The sequence below is a fragment of the Citrobacter sp. LJND-P06 genome (assembly GCF_058188415.1).
Genome location: NZ_CP187317.1, coordinates 2,925,028 through 2,944,143 on the forward strand (window position 1 = coordinate 2,925,028; position 19,116 = coordinate 2,944,143).

A 19,116-nucleotide genomic window follows, 5' to 3' on the forward strand; every position below is an offset into this window, starting at 1 on the left:
CGCCGCCGCAGCCTGATTCAGCTAACGAACCAGCGAAATGAGTTGCTTAAGCAAAGCATCCGGTTCTTCACCCGATAGCTGAGCATCAACGGGCAAATACCACCAGTTATCGTCTGCAAACGCACGGCATTTAACGGCATCCTTTTCCGTCATCACCAGCGTCTGACCTTCGCTGAGTAATGCGTTGACGTCACCATAACTGAGCGACTGATGATCGGACAGTGCCACACATTTTTGCGGGTGTGCGCCGCACGCGTCGAGCGTCGCAAAGAAACGCGGAGGATGGCCGATGCCCGCCATGGCCACGATATTACGCAGTTGCGCCACGTCACAGCGCTCACCCGTGCGCAAATTAACGGCAAGGCCGGGTTCCAGATGCATGGGAATTTCGCCCGGTTCTGCGACGCCGCCATTAACAATAACCGCATCCACCGACTTAAGCCGCCCCGCGCGTTCGCGCATCGGGCCTGCTGGCAGCCACCAGCCATTGCCAAATCGGCGAACACCGTCAACCACCACGATTTCAACATCACGCGCCAGGCGGTAATGTTGCAACCCATCATCGGTCACAATAATTTGCACATCATGATGAGCCAGAATAGCTTTTACCGCATCACTGCGATTGGGCGAAACGGCAACCGGCGCGCCGGTACGTTGAGAGATCAGTACCGGTTCATCACCCGCTTCTGCGGTTGTGGTCTCGTGCGTCAGGAGCAACGGATAGGATGGTGCTTTGCCACCGTAACCCCGTGAAACCACCCCCACACGAACACCGCGCTGTTGAAGCTGTTCAACCAGCCAGATAACGACAGGCGTTTTACCATTGCCGCCCGCGGTCAGATTCCCCACGACAACGACCGGCACTGGCGCACGCCAGGTTTGTTTTAATCCCAGCCTGTAGCACAAGCGGATACTCCCGCTCACCAGGCCGTATAGCCAGGAGAGTGGGAGTAACAGCCGCCACAAAGGCGACTCACCGGACCAGATGCGTGCGATCATTGACCAAATTGCATTCTGTGCAACTGAGCATAAACACCGCGATGTTCCAGCAACTCAGTATGGGTTCCACGTTCAACAATCAGCCCGTCTTCCACCACCACAATCTCATCAGCCTGTTCAATGGTAGAGAGACGGTGGGCAATCACCAGCGATGTACGGTTTTTCTGCAACTCGTCCAGCGCAGCCTGGATTGCACGCTCGGACTCGGTATCCAGTGCGGAAGTGGCTTCGTCCAGAATCAGAATCGGACTGTCGCGCAGCAGAGCACGCGCAATCGCAATACGCTGACGCTGACCGCCAGACAACAGGACGCCGTTCTCACCAATGACCGTGTCCAGACCGTCATCCATTTTGTTGATAAAGTCCATCGCATACGCCATACGTGCAGCCTCTTCGATCTGCTCGCGGGTGTACTCCTCATTACGTGCGTAGGCAATGTTGTTAGCGACAGTATCGTTAAAAAGATGCACGTTCTGCGAAACCAGAGCAACCTGGTTACGTAACGATGCCAGCGTGTATTCACGCAGGTCATGCCCGTCCATCAGGATATGGCCTTCATCAATGTCATAAAAACGGGTGATAAGGCTGGCAATCGTCGATTTACCTGAGCCTGAACGGCCGACTAACGCCACGGTTTTACCTGCCGGAATATTCAGACTGATATTGCGCAGCGCCGGCACTTCGCGTCCCGGGTAGGTAAAGGTGACGTTGCGGAACTCCAGATCGCCGCTGGCACGTTCAATAACACGTTTGCCTTCGTCTTTCTCTTGCTCGCTGTCCAGAATCGCAAACAGTGTCTGACATGCCGCCATCCCACGCTGGAACTGCGCGTTGACGTTGGTCAGCGATTTCAGCGGGCGCATCAGGGCAATCATGGATGAGAAGACAACGGTAATCGTCCCTGCGGTCAGGTTTTCCATTACGCTTGGGAAACTGGCCGCATACAGGACAAAGGCCAACGCCAAAGACGCAATCAGCTGAATGATGGGATCAGAGATAGCAGAAGCCGACACCATCTTCATCCCCTGCAGACGCATTTTATTGCTGACTTTGTCAAAACGTTTGGTTTCGACTTCCTGACCACCAAAAATCAACACCTCTTTGTGGCCTTTCAGCATCTGCTCAGCGCTGGTCGTGACCTGCCCCATCGTGTTCTGCATGTTTTTACTGATGCTACGAAAACGCTTAGAAACCACGCGAATCGCAATTGAAACAACCGGCGCCAGTACGATCAGAATGATCGACAATTGCCAGCTGTAGTAAAACATCATAATAAACAGACCGATAATCGAGGCCCCTTCGCGCACAACGGTGATCAGCGCTCCGGAAGAGGAAGAGGCGACCTGTTCTGAGTCATAGGTAATGCGCGAGAGCAAAGTGCCTGTCGACTGCTTGTCAAAAAAGGAGACGGGCATCCCCATCATATGGCCGAACAGGCGACGACGTATGGTCATCACGACCTTACCTGACACCCATGAAAGACAGTAGCTGGAGACATAGCTGGTGATGCCACGTAATACCATCAGACCAATCACCACCAATGGCATCCAAAGCAGCACCGAACGGTCTGTTTTACCAAAACCGTCATCCAGTAACGGCTTCAGGAGCGACAACATGAAGGTATCGCTTGCTGCGTTGAGGACTAGCGCGCCCCCCGCCACGATCAGACCCAATTTGAACGGCGCAATAGTGGGCCACAGTCGGCGGAACGTCTGCCACGTAGAGAGATCTTTATCGTTATGCATTCAAAAAACCAGCATTTGTTGAAATAGCCGCATATTCTACCCGTTATCCTCTGACACGCCAAACCACTGATGATACCAACGAGGTAAAATTTGCTCCCGTAGACTGCGAATTTGCCAACCTTGCGAGGAAAAGATAAGCGAAATCTGCCCCTGATGCGGCGTATCCAGCCATTGATATCCCTGTTGCCGGTATCGCTGTCTGACTTTCCATGAAGGCAGTCGCCAGGCGTTGTAACGCGATGCCGAGGCCAGCGCCCCCTGCCCCTCAACACGTTGAATTAATGCCAGCGACGAAGACGTATTGCTACCATGATGCGGAACCTGAATAAATGTCGCCTGTAAATGCTGCCAATAGTGACTTAGCATTTTTTGTTCTGCGCCGGATTCAATATCCCCCGTCAGCATTACACTGTTCTTGCCATCATCGACTTTGACGACGCAGGAACGGTTATTCCCATTTTCTTTATTGCCTTTGAGTGGCCAGTGCGCGCGAAACGTCAATCCTTGCCATGTCCACTGCTCTGCCCGAAAACAGGGCTGGTGCCCTTCCCATCCTAACGGGCTTCTTATCCAAAGCGTTGGCCAGGCTTTCTGTAATGAGTGCAATCCGCCACGATGGTCCAGATGTTCGTGGCTGAGAATAATGCCTTCGGGTTTCAGGTTGTGCCAGCGCAGCCAGGGAATGATCACCTGCTGTCCGCTGTCACCCCCCGGCCAGGCGCCTCCGGTATCATAGAGAATCGCCTTGCCATTGCGGGCAATCACCATCGCCAACCCCTGCCCGACATCCAGCATGTGAACCTGCCATTCATCTTTGGACTCTGTACGCCATAGGGGCCAACTGACTAACATTGCGCCTGCCAGGCAGACCCCCGGCCAGGTACGCCAGACCGCAAATCGCCAGACAACAATGATTAACCAGGGAGACAATGCCAGCCATTGCCACCGCTTATCAATACTGATCCAGCCTTCCGGTAAATGGCTGAGCAGCCAAAACAAGAGTGCCAGTGAACGATCGGCCAGATACCAGCATCCTTCTTCAATGAGAAGTGGCCCCGTCAGGTGCATCACCATACCGGCCAAAATGAGAGGGACAGAAACAAATGTCACCAGTGGCACAGCAAACAGATTTGCCAGAAATGCGGTCACACTCATGCCATGAAACATCGCAATTTGCACAGGTAAGAGCAACACCGTAATGCCGAACTGCAGATGGATGAGACTCCCTATAAAACGCCCCGCGCGTGATACCGAGCGGGCTGGAGAAGGCCCCCATTGATACCAAAATAGAAGTGCGGCAACCGCCAATGCCGACAGCCACAAACTCTGCGACAGAATGGCAACAGGATCGGCAATAACAATCGCCGCCAGACAACAAAGCCAGACCTCCCATCCGCTCCATTGCCGTCCACTTAATTTAAGTATTCCCCATGCGCTCAAGGCGATAACCGTGCGTAACGCGGGTGGCTGCAACCCCGTAAGCCAGGCATAAAACAGGGCGCTGCCGATTCCACCCACAAGGGGAAGCGTCCAGCGGATCCACCCCGTTGGAAATACACATTGCAGACCCCGAATAATTCCCCCCGCGAGCAACGCGGCAAAGGCAATATGCAGCCCGGAAATCGCCATCAGATGTGTTGTGCCAGTATCCCGCATGAGATCTTTCACCTCCTGCGGCACCGACAAACGCTCCCCCATTCCCAGCCCCAGGATGACCTGTTGCCAGGGATAGTTTGCCAGCGCCGTCGTGAGAGAAGACAAGTAGCGAGCGCGTAAGCTGCACTGGGGGTCGATCACCGTTGCCTGCAAAAAACGCCCCGTCAGAGGTTGATGCTGGGCCAACGCATAACGTTGGCTATCGAACCCACCGTCATTCAGTTGACCATGTACCGCGCGTATCTTTAACGTCATTGCCCACCGTTGTCCGGCGCACACGCTGCCTGGCAAATACTGATCGTTTAAAACGATACCCACCGCCGGAAAAAGTCGCTTCCCCTGCACATGCGTAATTTGCCCATAATGCGTCGTCATATGATCCGTTGCCGTTATTTGCACAACAGCCTGTTGCGTTGCACCTGGCAATGTATTGCCCGGCCAGAGAGACTGTTTTGCAGCGAGGATCCCCCACAGAAAGAAGAGCACGGTCAGTGCGGCATAACGCGCCCAACGCCGGGGAATAAAACAGAACACACACGCCAGAAGGAACACGACAGCGAGATACGGCGTATCCGGTAGTGCAGGCAATAGCAGCAAAGGCAGAATGCCAGACACTGCGCACGCGCTCACCGTTGTTATTTTCATAGGCACCTCCCTGTTAGAGAAAGTGTGCCGTGTTGTGGTGTGGTTGTCCGGTGGCGGTTTGACAACTTACAGCAAGGATTCCGCTGTTTTCGAAGGGCGGGTGAAACGCACAAATACAAATGCGAAGGGGATTCCAGTTCCCTATCTTTGACGAGGTTCCAGAAACGAAAAAAGCACCTCTACGGTGCTTTTTTCTGGCTCAAGTTTTAGCGTAAAACTTAACCGTAAATATTGGCGCGATCGCGCAGTTCTTTACCCGGTTTAAAGTGTGGAACATATTTTCCTTCCAGATCCACTTTGTCGCCAGTCTTCGGGTTACGTCCGGTACGAGGTGCGCGGTAGTGCAAAGAAAAACTGCCGAAACCGCGGATTTCAATACGCTCGCCCTGCGCAAGAGTCGAGGCCATATGCTCCAGCATCTCTTTCACTGCATCTTCAACCGCTTTCGCGGGAATGTGAGATTGCTGGGTTGCAAGTCTTTCAATCAATTCTGACTTGGTCATGATTCCTCCGGTTCCTTAAAGGCAAAATTAGCTGTTACTGTCGCTGCATTGATTAAGGGCGGCCGTAGCCGCCCTTAGTGCTTGATTACAGGACGAATCCCGCAATCTGTCAAGTAAACTCGTGATACTTCAGGATGAAACACCCCGAAGTTTCAGAGAATTACTCGCCTTTAGCTGCTTTGAAAGCTTCAGCCATTGCGTTGTTGGAGAAGTTTGCATCTTCCTGTTTGTTAACAGTTGCGATTGCATCTTTCTCATCAGCTTCGTCTTTCGCACGAACAGACAGGCTGATTGCACGGTTTTTACGATCAACGCCGGTGAATTTAGCTTCAACGTCGTCGCCAACGCTCAGAACCAGAGTTGCATCTTCAACGCGGTCACGGGAAGCTTCAGAAGCGCGCAGGTAACCTTCAACGCCGTCAGCCAGTTCTACGGTTGCGCCTTTAGCGTCAACAGCAGTGACTTTACCGTTTACGATTGCGCCTTTCTTGTTCAGTGCAACCCAGTTGTTGAACGGATCTTCTGCGAGCTGTTTAACGCCCAGAGAGATACGCTCACGCTCTGCGTCAACCTGCAGAACAACTGCTGCGATTTCGTCGCCTTTTTTGTATTCACGAACTGCTTCTTCGCCTGCAACGTTCCAGGAGATGTCAGACAGGTGAACCAGGCCGTCGATGCCGCCGTCCAGGCCGATGAAGATACCGAAGTCAGTGATAGACTTGATTTTACCTTCAACACGGTCGCCCTTGTTGTGGGTTTCCGCGAACTGCTGCCATGGGTTGTTTTTGCACTGCTTCAGACCCAGGGAGATACGACGACGTTCTTCGTCGATATCCAGAACCATAACTTCCACTACATCGCCAACGTTAACAACTTTGGACGGGTGGATGTTTTTGTTGGTCCAATCCATTTCGGAAACGTGAACCAGGCCTTCAACGCCTTCTTCGATTTCAACGAAGCAGCCGTAGTCGGTCAGGTTGGTCACGCGACCAGTCAGTTTGGTACCTTCCGGATAACGCTTAGCGATAGCTACCCACGGATCTTCGCCCAGTTGTTTCAGGCCCAGGGATACACGGGTACGCTCGCGGTCGAACTTCAGCACTTTAACAGTGATTTCGTCGCCCACGTTTACGATTTCGCTCGGATGCTTAACGCGTTTCCATGCCATGTCAGTGATGTGCAGCAGGCCGTCAACACCACCCAGATCAACGAATGCACCGTAGTCAGTGAGGTTCTTAACGATACCTTTAACTTCCATGCCTTCCTGCAGGTTTTCCAGCAGCTGATCGCGTTCTGCGCTGTTCTCGGATTCGATAACGGCACGACGAGAAACAACAACGTTGTTACGCTTCTGGTCCAGCTTGATTACTTTGAATTCAAGCTCTTTGCCTTCCAGGTGCAGCGTGTCGCGAACCGGACGAACGTCTACCAGTGAACCTGGCAGGAACGCACGAATACCGTTCAGCTCAACAGTGAAGCCACCTTTAACTTTGCCGTTGATGATACCAACAACAGTTTCAGCGTCTTCGTAAGCTTTTTCCAGCGTGATCCAAGCTTCATGACGTTTAGCTTTTTCACGGGACAGCAGGGTTTCACCGAAGCCGTCTTCTACTGCATCCAGAGCAACGTCAACTTCGTCACCCACCTGGATTTCCAGTTCGCCAGCTGCGTTTTTGAACTGCTCTGCCGGAATAGCAGATTCAGATTTCAGGCCCGCATCAACCAGCACAACGTCTTTGTCGATAGAGACAACAACGCCACGAACGATGGAACCCGGGCGGGTTTCGATTGTTTTTAAGGATTCTTCAAAAAGTTGAGCAAAAGATTCAGTCATGTTTAATCTTCAGGTTTCATATTTAACGTCCACCTGGCTCCGTGCCGGATGGGGTTGTTTAACATACCCGCTGTCAATCCATTGCAACGGGGGTACTGCAAATTCGGTCGCGTTTAAGCGAGTGCCAGTTTTTGGCGCGCGTATTGTAACGCTTTTTCAATCACTTGCTCAATGCTTAATCGGGTAGAATCCAAAACTAAAGCATCAGCAGCGGGAACCAGCGGCGCTACAGCACGATTTCGATCGCGATCGTCGCGTTCTTTGATCTCGGCCAAAAGGCGATCAAAGTTAACACTAAAGCCCTTCTCCTGCAACTGAAGCATACGGCGATGAGCACGTTCTTCAGAAGAGGCGTCAAGAAAAATTTTTACCGGCGCATCAGGGAATACCACCGTGCCCATATCACGTCCGTCAGCGATAAGACCTGGCTGCTCACGGAACGCACGCTGACGGCGTAGCAACGCTTCGCGCACACGTGGAAAAGCCGCCACCTGAGAGGCGGCATTGGCGACGTCCTGAGTCCGTATTTCGCCACTGACATCTTCCCCTTCCAGTATCACTTCCAGAGTGCCGTTCGTTGAGACAAAACGGACATCCAGATGCGATGCCAGCGGCACCAGCGCGTCTTCAGAGGTTACATCAACATGGTGATGTAATGCTGCCAACGCCAGTACACGATAAATCGCACCAGAGTCCAACAGATGCCACTGCAATGCTTCCGCCATTGCCTTGCACAAGGTGCCTTTGCCTGCACCGCTTGGGCCATCAATGGTAATTACCGGGGCAATTGCTGTCATCTTTATCTCCTTAAAGGCATACCGTTAACGTGAACGCCGCGCATTATACGCGTCTGTACGCCGGAAAGTGAGTATTGCTTGCAAATTACGGGCAACAGGAGATGAAATGCAGAAGAATTACGCAATTATAGCGGGCTGAGAGAGTCTCAGCCCGGGAGATGACAAACTTTTACTTTTTATCCGCAGTGATACGGTCGCGAATATGCTGCGCACGTTCGGTTGATGGCGGATGGGAATCGAACATCGATTTAGTATGCGCCGCATCCATCGCTGCCAGCTTATCAAAGCTGCCAACCAGCCCCTGGGTGCTGATACCGCGTTTTTTCATCAGATCGTACGAGAAATCATCCGCTTCCGACTCTTTATCACGCGAGTATTTGGCATTGATCGCCCCTTCTGCGATATCACCAAGCTGAGATTGAGAAAGCTGAGCCGCTACGCCGCTGGTGGCGGAGATAGCGTCGCGTGCGGCAACGACAGCGTAAGACGCTTTCATTTCTGCCAGCGAGTGTCCCAGCGCGACGTGACCCAGTTCATGGCCGAGAACGCCTTCAATCTCATTGTCGTTCATCATGTCCATCAGACCGCTATAGACGCGTACGCAGCCGTTTGCCATCGCCCAGGCGTTAACATCTCTGGTCATGTAAACCTTATAATTAACCGGTGTACCGTTGATGTTATTACCCAGCGCTTTGGCGATTTTGGCTAAGCGTTTGCTGTAGTTGCTGGACGAACTGGCCATTTTATTTTGGCTATCCAGTTCCTGGCACCCCTGGTTCGCGATCGTTTTGGCATCGGCGTCCGTCAGCGTCGCCGCTTTGTAAGCAGACAACCCAGAACTGACCGCCAGATTGGTGTCGATACCGTGTGTATTTTGACAACCGCTCAGCAGCGCGGCGGAAACGGCGAGTGCCAGCAGTATTTTTGCATTTTTCATGTGAATCATCCGTTGATTAAACATTATTTATATAAATATTAATGAGTTACAAAATCACGCGGAGATTAGCATTGTTGCACACGGCCAAAAAGTCCGAAAAAAAACGCCGACTCAGGGTCGGCGTTCATCACTCATCATGCAGATTACGCAAGCGTACTGATTCGCGCTAACTGTTCGAAGTAATCCGGGAAGGTTTTAGCGGTACATTTAGGATCGAGAATCGTGACTGGCGTGTCGGATAACGCCACCAGCGAGAAACACATCGCCATGCGATGATCGTTGTACGTTCCAATCTCGGCAAACTGTAATTGCGCGGGCGGCGTGATGCGAATGAAATCGTGCCCTTCTTCTACTTCAGCGCCCACTTTACGCAGCTCGGTCGCCATGGCAAATAAGCGATCGGTCTCTTTCACCCGCCAGTTATAGATGTTACGCAGCGTCGTTGTGCCTTTCGCAAACAATGCCGCGGTTGCAATAGTCATTGCCGCATCAGGAATATGGTTCATGTCCATATCAATGGCATTTAATTCACCGTGGGTACAGGCAATATAATCGTCGCCCCAGGTTACCGTCGCACCCATTTTTTCCAGCACATCGGCAAAACGAATATCGCCCTGCATACTGTTACGGCCAATACCGGTCACTTTCACCGTACCGCCTTTAATGGCACCGGCTGCGAGGAAATAGGAAGCAGAGGAGGCATCGCCTTCGACAAGATACGCGCCCGGAGACTGATACTGCTGCCCTCCCTTGACGACAAAACGCTGGTAATTCTGGTTCTCAATCTCAACGCCAAACGTTTTCATCAGATTCAGCGTGATATCGATATACGGCTTCGATACCAGTTCACCTTTGATAACAATCGTCGAATCTTGCGGCGCCAGCGGCGCGGTCATCAACAATGCGGTGAGAAACTGGCTGGAAACACTGCCGTCAACGTCAACCTGCCCACCGGTAAATCCACCGCGAAGACGTAACGGCGGATAGTTTTCCTGCTCCAGGTACTCAATATTCGCCCCGCCCTGACGTAAGGCATCCACGAGGTGTCCAATCGGACGTTCTTTCATGCGCGGTTCACCCGTCAGCACGATATCGTTCGTCCCCAGGCACAACGCTGCCGCCAGTGGGCGCATGGCGGTTCCCGCATTGCCGAGAAACAGTTCCAGCGAGCCTTCAGCCTGTAACGCGCCACTGTTGCCGTGGATCTCACAACGGGTACGATCGGCAGACAGGGTATAATCAATCCCCAGCGCACTCAGCGCATTAAGCATATGGCGAACGTCATCGCTGTCCAGCAGGTTAGTCAGAACAGTGGTGCCGCGTGCTAATGCTGCCAGTAACAACGCGCGGTTTGACACACTTTTGGAGCCAGGCAGATTAATGGTGCCATCGACCCGCGCGATGGGTTGTAACGTCAGGGATTCCATGAAACTCAACTCTCAAAAACGGAAATAAAAACCCCACAGACACGCTGTGGGGATGAAAAAGTACAGCCAATTAGCCGCGGCGACGTTCGAAATCAATCATGAAATCGGTCAGCGCTTTAACGCCTTCAAGCGGCATAGCGTTATAGATAGAGGCGCGCATTCCTCCCACCACACGGTGGCCCTTCAGCGCATGCAGCCCTGCTGCAAATGATTCTTCAAGGAAGAGTTTATCCAGCGCGCTATCCGCCAACTGGAACGGTACGTTCATGCGGGAGCGGTTAGATTTCGCCACATCGTTACGATAGAAATCACTGTTATCAATCACGCCATACAGCAGTTCCGCTTTTTGCTGATTGATTTTATCCATCGCGGCCACACCGCCCTGCTCTTTCAGCCATTTGAAGACCAGACCAGAGAGATACCAGGCGAATGTCGGCGGGGTGTTGAACATAGAATCGTTCTCGTTCAGCACGCTGTAATCAAGGATAGACGGACAGGAGGTATGCGCTTTGCCCAGCAAATCTTCACGCACGATCACAATCGTCAGACCCGCAGGACCGATATTTTTCTGCGCACCGGCATAAATCACCCCGTAACGGGAAATATCCAGTGGCGTAGAGAGAATCGTCGAAGAGAAATCGGCGGTTACGACCACATCAGAGGCAAAATTCGGCGTTTCATTGATTGCGATGCCGTCGATGGTTTCGTTCGGGCAGTAGTGCAAGTAGGCGGCATTATCAGAAAGTTGCCATTCGCTCATGGGCTTAACCGCACGCAGACCGTCAACGGTGACGTTGGCGTCAATCACATTGGGCGTGCAGTATTTTTTGGCTTCTTTAATGGCGCTGGCAGCCCAGTATCCGGCATCAACGTAATCCGCCGTGGTTTTATCGCCCAGAATATTGAGCGGAACAGCGGCAAACTGACCACGGCCACCGCCATGACAGAACAAGACTTTGTAGTTAGAGGGGACGCGGAGGAGATCGCGAAAATCTTTCTCTGCTTCCTCTGCAACCTGGATGAACTCTTTGCCGCGGTGGCTAATTTCCATTACTGATGTGCCAAGACCCTGCCAGTCACAGAGATCCTGTTGCGCCAGTTTAAGCACGTCTGCCGGTAGCATTGCCGGACCTGAACTAAAATTGAAGACCTGAGCCATTTCCCCTCACCACGTTGTATTGTTTTCAACTCAACATCCCGTCAGTTGCGAACAGCAGAACGACAGACATTGGATATATGTTATTGCTGTGGATATCGGTTTTATCATTCAGTGACACGCGCCGCAATGGGTAAAACTGACCGGCGCAAAAATGCGCGTTGCATCACACAACAGAATCTATCGGTTTAGCGGGTTAAAACCGATATTTTTGCTGTCAGACGATCCGTTTTGCCTGACTGGCCTTCGACCATTCTGGATTTTCACAGCGAGGACATAATTGATGATCGCCGGCTTTCATCGCTATCACTTCGCTGCAACGCACACAGGCGTAGTCCCCCGCCTCGGGAACAACGTTAAACCGCTGCGTACATTGTTTAGGCAGAATGCTGAGTCCAGACTTCACCTCTTCGTCGGCAAAAAAATAGACGCTAATTTGTCCATTGGTTTCCAGGATAGCGAGTTTCACCTGCCCCAGTTGTTCAACACCGTTTAGACGCAGCTCCATAAAGAACTCAAACTCGGTCATATTCGCCCGCCCGAGCTTCGACCAGGCCAGTTGACCGTCTTCAATGATAACCACCGGTTTGCCTTCCAGCATATCTTCCAGTTTCTCGCTGTGCGCCATCAGCCACATGACCAGCCGATAAAGCAAGGCCAGCGAGAGAAAAACGACCAACACCGGGAGCAACGGAACATCATCATAAAACGCGACATCTCCGGCGGCCGATCCCAGCGTCAAAATGATCAACACTTCAAAGAGCGACATCTGCCGTACGCCTCGGCGTCCGGTCATCTTCAGAAAAAGAAACACCAGAACAAAGGTATAGAAGCTTCGCAGCGCCACTTCCCCCAGAAACTCCAGCGGCACGTTATCCAGCGCCATACGTTGCCAATCGAACGCCTTCATTTTTGTGCCCTTGCGCGGGTGAGTTTTGTAAAAGCATAGTCAATACTTTTATTTACGCCGAAGGCCCGGCGGCGATAGCGCCATGCCTGGAAAACCCGTATGATTGCGCGCTTTCCGTACGACAAAAGTGATTTTCATGACGCAAACATTTATCCCTGGCAAAGACGCTGCTCTGGAAGATTCCATCGCTCGCTTCCAGCAAAAACTGCTCGACCTTGGTTTCCATATTGAAGAGGCCTCCTGGCTGAATCCGGTGCCAAACGTCTGGTCTGTGCACATTCGCGACAAAGAGTGCGCGCTGTGCTTCACCAACGGTAAAGGCGCGACAAAAAAAGCGGCACTGGCCTCCGCGCTGGGCGAATATTTTGAGCGTCTGTCCACGAACTATTTCTTTGCTGATTTCTGGCTCGGTGACACCATCGCCAATGGCCCGTTCGTCCATTACCCGAACGAAAAATGGTTCCCGCTAACCGAAGATGACGACGTTCCTGAAGGTCTGCTGGATGCGCGTCTGCGTGCGTTCTACGATCCGGATAACGAACTCACCGGAAGTATGCTGATTGACCTGCAGTCCGGTAACGAAGAGCGCGGCGTCTGCGGTCTGCCGTTTACCCGCCAGTCTGATAACCAGACCGTGTATATTCCGATGAATATTATCGGCAACCTGTATGTTTCTAACGGGATGTCTGCCGGTAATACGCCGAATGAAGCGCGCGTTCAGGGGCTGTCTGAAGTTTTTGAACGTTATGTGAAAAATCGCATTATCGCGGAAAGCATCAGCCTGCCGGAAATCCCAGCCGATGTGCTGGCGCGCTATCCGGCCGTGGTCGAATCCATCGCTAAACTGGAAGCCGAAGGTTTCCCGATTTTCGCTTATGACGGTTCATTAGGCGGTCAGTACCCGGTTATCTGCGTGGTTCTGTTTAACCCGGCCAACGGTACCTGCTTCGCCTCTTTCGGTGCGCACCCGGACTTCGGCGTGGCGCTGGAGCGTACGGTCACTGAACTGTTGCAGGGCCGCGGTCTGAAAGATCTTGATGTGTTTACCCCGCCAACCTTTGATGACGAAGAAGTGGCTGAACACACCAACCTTGAAACCCACTTTATCGATTCCAGCGGTCTGATCTCCTGGGATCTGTTTAAGCAGAACGCCGATTACCCGTTCGTTGACTGGAATTTCTCCGGCACCACGGAAGAAGAATTCGCCACCCTGATGGCTATCTTCGATGCTGAAGATAAAGAAGTGTACATCGCCGATTATGAGCACCTGGGCGTTTATGCCTGCCGTATCATTGTGCCGGGCATGTCTGACATCTACCCGGCCGAAGATCTGTGGTTAGCCAACAACAGCATGGGTAGCCACCTGCGCGAAACGATCCTTGCTCTGCCGGGCAGCGAGTGGGAAAAAGAAACCTACCTGAATCTTATCGAACAACTCGATGAAGAAGGTTTTGACGACTTTACCCGCGTACGCGAACTGTTGGGACTGGCAACCGGGCCGGATAACGGCTGGTCTACGCTGCGTATTGGCGAGCTAAAAGCGATGCTGGCGCTGGCTGGTGGCGACCTTGAGCAGGCGCTGATCTGGACTGAGTGGACGATGGAGTTTAACGCCTCTGTCTTCAGCGCTGAACGTGCGAACTACTACCGTTGCCTGCAGACATTACTGCTGCTGGCGCAGGAAGAGGATCGTGAACCTCTGCAATATCTGAATGCTTTTGTTCGCATGTATGGCGCAGAAGCCGTTGAAGCGGCAAGCGCGGCATTGAGCGGCGAAGCAGCGTTTTATGGGTTACAGGCGGTTGACGGCGACTTACTGGCGTTCCCATCGCACCAGTCTCTGTTGAAGGCCTATGAGAAGCTGCAACGTGCAAAAGCCCTCTGGTGGTCAAAATAAAACCGAATAGCTTACGCTAAGTAGGCTTGAACACTCGGTTGAGCTATATTACGGGGCGCTTTTAGTGCCCCGTTTTACTTATTTTTGCCTAACCAAAAATAAATGTAATAACAAGGTTAAATATTGGTAGTTGATATTACATAAAATAATGCGTAAGTGTTGCAATAGATGTCAATTACTCCATTTTAATTAACTGCATTTTCAGAGGTTCAGAGAAAAAATTCAACTCACATTATAACTTTTAAAATTTATTTTTATTTTATAAATCAATCAATTACATCGCAATCGTGCAAAAACCATGCGACTTGAAGGCCTATAAGCCAGGTGAGATATGATCTATATCAAATTCTCATCTATAATGCTTTGTTAGTATCTCGTCGCCGACTTAATAAAGAGAGAGTTAGTGTGAAAGCTGACAACCCTTTTGATCTTTTACTCCCTGCTGCAATGGCCAAAGTGGCCGAAGAAGCAGGTGTCTATAAAGCAACGAAACATCCGCTGAAGACATTCTATCTGGCGATTACTGCCGGTGTATTCATCTCAATCGCCTTTGTTTTCTATATTACCGCCACAACCGGTACCGGAACGATGCCGTTCGGTATGGCTAAACTGGTGGGGGGTATCTGCTTCTCTCTGGGGCTGATTCTTTGTGTTATCTGCGGCGCAGACCTCTTTACTTCAACGGTACTGATTGTCGTCGCCAAGGCCAGCGGCCGTATCACCTGGGGTCAACTGGCAAAAAATTGGCTTAACGTTTATGTTGGCAACCTGATCGGCGCCTTGCTGTTCGTCTTACTTATGTGGCTATCTGGCGAGTATATGACCGCCAATGGCGCATGGGGACTCAACGTTCTGCAAACCGCTGACCATAAAATGCACCATACTTTTGTTGAAGCTGTCTGCCTCGGTATTCTTGCTAACCTGATGGTTTGCCTGGCCGTGTGGATGAGCTACTCAGGTCGCAGCCTGATGGACAAAGCGTTCATCATGGTATTACCGGTCGCCATGTTTGTGGCCAGCGGTTTTGAGCACAGTATCGCAAACATGTTTATGATCCCTTTGGGTATTGTAATCCGCGACTTCGCAACACCGGAATTTTGGGCCGCTGTCGGTTCCGCTCCGGAGAATTTTACTCACCTGACCGTGATGAATTTCATCACCGATAACCTGATTCCGGTTACGATCGGTAACATTATCGGCGGCGGTTTGTTGGTCGGGTTGACATACTGGGTCATTTACCTGCGTGGCAACGATCATCATTAGTCCTTTGATGTTGGTTATACGCAGTAAATAAAAAATCCACTTAAGAAGGTAGGTGTTACATGTCCGAGCTTAATGAAAAGTTAGCCACAGCCTGGGAAGGTTTTACCAAAGGTGACTGGCAGAATGAAGTAAACGTCCGTGACTTCATTCAGAAAAACTACACTCCGTATGAGGGTGACGAGTCCTTCCTGGCTGGCGCGACTGATGCGACCACAGCTCTGTGGGACAGCGTGATGGAAGGCGTTAAACAGGAAAACCGCACTCACGCGCCTGTTGACTTTGACACCTCCGTTGCATCCACCATCACTTCTCACGACGCGGGTTACATCAACAAAGCGCTCGAGAAAATTGTTGGTCTGCAGACTGAAGCTCCGCTGAAACGTGCGATTATCCCGTTTGGCGGCATCAAAATGGTTGAAGGTTCCTGCAAAGCGTACGATCGCGAACTGGACCCGATGCTGAAAAAAATCTTCACCGAATACCGCAAAACCCATAACCAGGGCGTATTCGATGTTTACACCAAAGACATTCTGAACTGCCGTAAGTCTGGCGTTCTGACTGGTCTGCCAGATGCGTATGGCCGTGGCCGTATCATCGGTGACTACCGTCGCGTTGCGCTGTACGGTATCGACTACCTGATGAAAGACAAATACGCTCAGTTCGTCTCTCTGCAGTCCGATCTGGAAAACGGCGTAAACCTGGAAGCGACTATCCGTCTGCGTGAAGAAATCGCTGAACAGCACCGCGCGCTGGGTCAGATCAAAGAAATGGCAGCTAAATACGGTTGCGATATCTCTGGTCCGGCTACCAACGCTCAGGAAGCTATCCAGTGGACCTACTTCGGCTACCTGGCCGCTGTTAAGTCTCAGAACGGTGCAGCAATGTCCTTCGGTCGCGTATCCACCTTCCTGGATGCTTACATCGAACGTGATATCAAAGCAGGCAAAATCACAGAGCAAGACGCTCAGGAAATGATTGACCACCTGGTCATGAAACTGCGTATGGTTCGTTTCCTGCGTACTCCTGAATATGATGAACTGTTCTCCGGTGACCCGATTTGGGCAACTGAATCTATCGGTGGTATGGGCGTTGACGGCCGTACTCTGGTAACCAAAAACAGCTTCCGCTTCCTGAACACCCTGTACACCATGGGGCCTTCTCCGGAGCCGAACATCACCGTTCTGTGGTCTGAAAAACTGCCTCTGAACTTCAAGAAATTCGCCGCTAAAGTGTCCATCGACACCTCTTCTCTGCAGTACGAGAACGATGACCTGATGCGTCCGGACTTCAACAACGACGATTACGCTATCGCTTGCTGCGTAAGCCCGATGGTTGTTGGTAAACAAATGCAGTTCTTCGGTGCGCGTGCAAACCTGGCGAAAACCATGCTGTACGCAATCAACGGCGGCGTTGATGAAAAACTGAAAATCCAGGTGGGTCCGAAATCTGAACCGATCAAAGGCGACGTTCTGAACTTCGACGAAGTCATGGACCGCATGGATCACTTCATGGACTGGCTGGCTAAGCAGTATGTCACCGCGCTGAACGTTATCCACTACATGCACGACAAGTACAGCTACGAAGCCTCTCTGATGGCGTTGCACGACCGTGACGTTATCCGCACCATGGCGTGTGGTATCGCTGGTCTGTCCGTTGCTGCTGACTCCCTGTCTGCAATCAAATATGCGAAAGTTAAACCGATTCGTGACGAAGACGGCCTGGCTGTTGACTTCGAAATCGAAGGCGAATACCCGCAGTTTGGTAACAACGACTCTCGCGTTGATGACATGGCGGTTGACCTGGTAGAACGTTTCATGAAGAAAATTCAGAAACTGAATACTTACCGTAACGCTATCCCGACTCAGTCTGTTCTGACCATCACCTCTAACGTTGTGTATGGTAAGAAAACTGGTAACACCCCAGATGGTCGTCGTGCTGGCGCGCCGTTCGGACCGGGTGCTAACCCAATGCACGGCCGTGACCAGAAAGGTGCTGTTGCCTCTCTGACCTCCGTTGCAAAACTGCCGTTTGCTTACGCTAAAGATGGTATCTCTTACACCTTCTCTATCGTTCCGAACGCACTGGGTAAAGACGACGAAGTTCGTAAGACCAACCTGGCAGGCCTGATGGATGGTTACTTCCATCACGAGTCTTCCATTGAAGGCGGTCAGCACCTGAACGTGAACGTCATGAACCGTGAAATGCTGCTGGACGCGATGGAACATCCGGAAAAATATCCGCAGCTGACCATCCGTGTATCTGGCTACGCAGTACGTTTTAACTCCCTGACTAAAGAACAGCAGCAGGACGTTATTACCCGTACCTTCACTCAGACCATGTAATTCCCTGTCTGACTGAAAAAGCGTACAATAAAGGCTCCACGTAAGTGGGGCCTTTTTAACAGGTAGTCCCCCTACCCGCAGCCTGTTTCGTCAGCTATCTATACTTAATGGATGACTGCCAAAACAGACTCGACACAGTGAACAACTGTGCACTCACACGGCCCCGGATGGGCCACATCTGGAGAAACACCGCAATGTCAGTTATTGGTCGCATTCACTCCTTTGAATCCTGTGGCACCGTTGACGGCCCAGGTATCCGTTTTATTACCTTTTTCCAGGGCTGCCTGATGCGCTGCCTGTACTGCCATAACCGTGATACGTGGGATACGCACGGCGGTAAAGAAGTGACTGTTGAAGAGTTGATGAAAGAAGTTGTCACCTATCGTCACTTTATGAACGCCTCCGGCGGCGGCGTTACCGCTTCCGGCGGTGAGGCCATTCTGCAGGCGGAGTTCGTTCGCGACTGGTTCCGCGCCTGTAGAAAAGAAGGCATTCACACCTGCCTCGACACAAACGGCTTTGTCCGTCGTTACGATCCGGTGATCGATGAACTGCTGGAAGTGACTGACCTCGTCATGCTTGACCTGAAGCAAATGAATGACGAGATCCACCAGAACCTGGTGGGCGTTTCTAACCATCGCACGCTGGAATTTGCCCGCTACCTGTCCACGAAAAATATTAACGTGTGGATCCGCTACGTCGTCGTACCGGGTTGGTCTGATGATGATGACTCTGCACATCGCCTGGGCGAGTTTACCCGTGATATGGGCAACGTCGAGAAAATTGAACTGCTGCCGTATCACGAGTTGGGCAAACACAAATGGGTGGCGATGGGTGAAGAGTACAAACTTGATGGCGTCCATCCGCCGAAGAAAGAGACCATGGATCGTGTAAAAGGCATTCTCGAGCAGTATGGTCATAAAGTGATGTATTGATTAATGTACTAAGGAAGCAAAGCATGGATGGCGTTTTGCGATATGGAATGTTCGCGCTTCTTTTTACACG

Annotated in this window: 14 protein-coding genes; 4 read left to right on the forward strand and 10 right to left on the reverse strand. The window is 51.6% G+C overall.

Annotated elements, in window-relative coordinates; genetic code table 11:
- Window positions 1–21: 21 nt before the first annotated feature.
- The 10 genes from lpxK to ACO7SM_RS14085 form a co-directional block, all read right to left on the reverse strand.
- Entirely contained in the window at window positions 22–999 is a 978-nt protein-coding gene (gene lpxK, locus ACO7SM_RS14040) for a tetraacyldisaccharide 4'-kinase (protein ID WP_490468051.1), read from the reverse strand.
- A complete protein-coding gene (msbA, locus tag ACO7SM_RS14045) occupies window positions 996–2,744 on the reverse strand; it encodes a lipid A ABC transporter ATP-binding protein/permease MsbA (RefSeq protein ID WP_490468052.1) in 1,749 nt (582 codons plus the stop codon). The genes lpxK and msbA overlap by 4 nt, the downstream gene beginning before the upstream one ends.
- A 36-nt stretch (window positions 2,745–2,780) precedes the next feature.
- On the reverse strand, window positions 2,781–5,045 hold the full coding sequence (locus ACO7SM_RS14050) for a ComEC family protein (protein WP_490468053.1): 2,265 nt from the start codon (window positions 5,043–5,045) through the stop codon (window positions 2,781–2,783).
- Between the two features lie 218 nt (window positions 5,046–5,263).
- Window positions 5,264–5,548 (reverse strand): integration host factor subunit beta, encoded by a 285-nt coding sequence (gene ihfB, locus ACO7SM_RS14055; protein ID WP_002463068.1) that lies wholly within the window; start codon window positions 5,546–5,548, stop codon window positions 5,264–5,266.
- Window positions 5,549–5,708: 160 nt separating this feature from the next.
- The gene (rpsA, locus tag ACO7SM_RS14060) at window positions 5,709–7,382 is read right to left on the reverse strand and encodes a 30S ribosomal protein S1 (RefSeq protein WP_490468054.1); all 1,674 of its coding nucleotides are present in this window, start codon (window positions 7,380–7,382) and stop codon (window positions 5,709–5,711) included.
- Between the two features lie 113 nt (window positions 7,383–7,495).
- Window positions 7,496–8,179, reverse strand: coding sequence for a (d)CMP kinase (cmk, locus tag ACO7SM_RS14065; protein WP_490468055.1), 684 nt, complete (start codon window positions 8,177–8,179; stop codon window positions 7,496–7,498).
- Between the two features lie 169 nt (window positions 8,180–8,348).
- Entirely contained in the window at window positions 8,349–9,116 is a 768-nt protein-coding gene (gene loiP, locus ACO7SM_RS14070) for a metalloprotease LoiP (protein ID WP_490468056.1), read from the reverse strand.
- A 143-nt stretch (window positions 9,117–9,259) separates the two neighbouring features.
- The gene (gene aroA, locus ACO7SM_RS14075; protein ID WP_490468057.1) at window positions 9,260–10,543 is read right to left on the reverse strand and encodes a 3-phosphoshikimate 1-carboxyvinyltransferase; all 1,284 of its coding nucleotides are present in this window, start codon (window positions 10,541–10,543) and stop codon (window positions 9,260–9,262) included.
- A gap of 70 nt (window positions 10,544–10,613) precedes the next feature.
- Window positions 10,614–11,702 carry a 3-phosphoserine/phosphohydroxythreonine transaminase gene (gene serC / locus ACO7SM_RS14080; RefSeq protein WP_490468058.1) on the reverse strand — a complete coding sequence of 363 codons (1,089 nt, stop codon included), beginning with the start codon at window positions 11,700–11,702 and terminating at the stop codon, window positions 10,614–10,616.
- Between the two features lie 214 nt (window positions 11,703–11,916).
- Complete coding sequence (locus ACO7SM_RS14085; protein ID WP_490468059.1) at window positions 11,917–12,609, reverse strand: DUF421 domain-containing protein; 693 nt, start codon at window positions 12,607–12,609, stop codon at window positions 11,917–11,919.
- A gap of 136 nt (window positions 12,610–12,745) precedes the next feature.
- Between ACO7SM_RS14085 and ycaO the strand changes: the two genes are divergently transcribed.
- The 4 genes from ycaO to pflA all read left to right on the forward strand — a co-directional run bounded on the left by ycaO (window position 12,746) and on the right by pflA (window position 19,046).
- A complete protein-coding gene (ycaO, locus tag ACO7SM_RS14090; protein ID WP_490468060.1) occupies window positions 12,746–14,506 on the forward strand; it encodes a 30S ribosomal protein S12 methylthiotransferase accessory factor YcaO in 1,761 nt (586 codons plus the stop codon).
- A 405-nt stretch (window positions 14,507–14,911) separates the two neighbouring features.
- A complete protein-coding gene (gene focA / locus ACO7SM_RS14095) occupies window positions 14,912–15,769 on the forward strand; it encodes a formate transporter FocA (protein WP_203358289.1) in 858 nt (285 codons plus the stop codon).
- Window positions 15,770–15,828: 59 nt separating this feature from the next.
- Window positions 15,829–18,111, forward strand: a complete 2,283-nt coding sequence (gene pflB / locus ACO7SM_RS14100; RefSeq protein ID WP_490468061.1) for a formate C-acetyltransferase — start codon at window positions 15,829–15,831, stop codon at window positions 18,109–18,111.
- 194 nt (window positions 18,112–18,305) lie between these two features.
- Entirely contained in the window at window positions 18,306–19,046 is a 741-nt protein-coding gene (gene pflA / locus ACO7SM_RS14105) for a pyruvate formate lyase 1-activating protein (RefSeq protein WP_203358291.1), read from the forward strand.
- The last annotated feature ends 70 nt before the right edge of the window (window positions 19,047–19,116 follow it).

What these genes read in the sequence shown, in the direction of transcription:
- pflB (WP_490468061.1), top strand. Translation starts at nt 15,829, where the DNA reads ATGTCCGAGCTTAATGAAAAGTTAGCCACAGCCTGGGAAGGTTTTACC.
- lpxK (WP_490468051.1), bottom strand. Translation starts at nt 999, where the DNA reads ATGATCGCACGCATCTGGTCCGGTGAGTCGCCTTTGTGGCGGCTGTTA.
- ACO7SM_RS14085 (WP_490468059.1), bottom strand. Translation starts at nt 12,609, where the DNA reads ATGAAGGCGTTCGATTGGCAACGTATGGCGCTGGATAACGTGCCGCTG.
- ACO7SM_RS14050 (WP_490468053.1), bottom strand. Translation starts at nt 5,045, where the DNA reads ATGAAAATAACAACGGTGAGCGCGTGCGCAGTGTCTGGCATTCTGCCT.
- aroA (WP_490468057.1), bottom strand. Translation starts at nt 10,543, where the DNA reads ATGGAATCCCTGACGTTACAACCCATCGCGCGGGTCGATGGCACCATT.
- msbA (WP_490468052.1), bottom strand. Translation starts at nt 2,744, where the DNA reads ATGCATAACGATAAAGATCTCTCTACGTGGCAGACGTTCCGCCGACTG.
- pflA (WP_203358291.1), top strand. Translation starts at nt 18,306, where the DNA reads ATGTCAGTTATTGGTCGCATTCACTCCTTTGAATCCTGTGGCACCGTT.
- serC (WP_490468058.1), bottom strand. Translation starts at nt 11,702, where the DNA reads ATGGCTCAGGTCTTCAATTTTAGTTCAGGTCCGGCAATGCTACCGGCA.
- rpsA (WP_490468054.1), bottom strand. Translation starts at nt 7,382, where the DNA reads ATGACTGAATCTTTTGCTCAACTTTTTGAAGAATCCTTAAAAACAATC.
- loiP (WP_490468056.1), bottom strand. Translation starts at nt 9,116, where the DNA reads ATGAAAAATGCAAAAATACTGCTGGCACTCGCCGTTTCCGCCGCGCTG.
- cmk (WP_490468055.1), bottom strand. Translation starts at nt 8,179, where the DNA reads ATGACAGCAATTGCCCCGGTAATTACCATTGATGGCCCAAGCGGTGCA.
- ycaO (WP_490468060.1), top strand. Translation starts at nt 12,746, where the DNA reads ATGACGCAAACATTTATCCCTGGCAAAGACGCTGCTCTGGAAGATTCC.
- ihfB (WP_002463068.1), bottom strand. Translation starts at nt 5,548, where the DNA reads ATGACCAAGTCAGAATTGATTGAAAGACTTGCAACCCAGCAATCTCAC.